This is a genomic window from Clostridioides sp. GD02404 (assembly GCF_045898275.1).
In the GTDB taxonomy this organism is placed as follows: domain Bacteria; phylum Bacillota; class Clostridia; order Peptostreptococcales; family Peptostreptococcaceae; genus Clostridioides; species Clostridioides difficile_A.
In genome coordinates, this window is sequence record NZ_JBJOCA010000072.1 from 1 (window position 1) to 496 (window position 496).

At 28.0% G+C, this 496-nt stretch carries 1 protein-coding gene; it reads left to right on the plus strand.

Features of this window, described 5'->3' with window-relative positions; translation table 11 throughout:
- Window positions 1-472, plus strand: a 472-nt coding sequence (locus Q3287_RS19475; RefSeq protein ID WP_407964687.1) for a phage tail protein, incomplete at its 5' end; no start/stop codon positions are given.
- Window positions 473-496 lie beyond the last annotated feature (24 nt).

Here is a 496-nt window from a genome sequence, read left to right on the forward strand (position 1 = left end):
TAAGCCAAAAGTTGGCAATGGAGCTATGAAAGATTTGTATTTGAAATTTATCATAGAGGTATCTAATGTAGAGAAAGTAACCTTAGTTGTTGACCCAACTGCGATATTTTTAACTAAAAAAGATGAAGAAAAGATATTAACAAATATCAATAAGTTAGACACTAAAATAGATACAACTAAAACAGAGTTAACAAGCAATATAGAAACTGCTAAGACAGAGTTAAACACTAAAATAGGTGATACAACACTACTTGAAACAACAGAGAAAACAAATATAGTTAGTGCATTAAATGAGGTAAAAACTAGTGTAGATAGTATAGAAACAACGGCAGATAAAACAAGTATAAAAGATACAGATAACTTATTTGAAAGTGATAATGTTGAAGGAGCATTAAAAGAAGTGATGCAAGAAGTAAAAGGTAATAGATTTAGTATTATATCAAGTATAAATAGTAATTTGATACCAATATAGAAAGGAAGGTGATTATATGGGAAA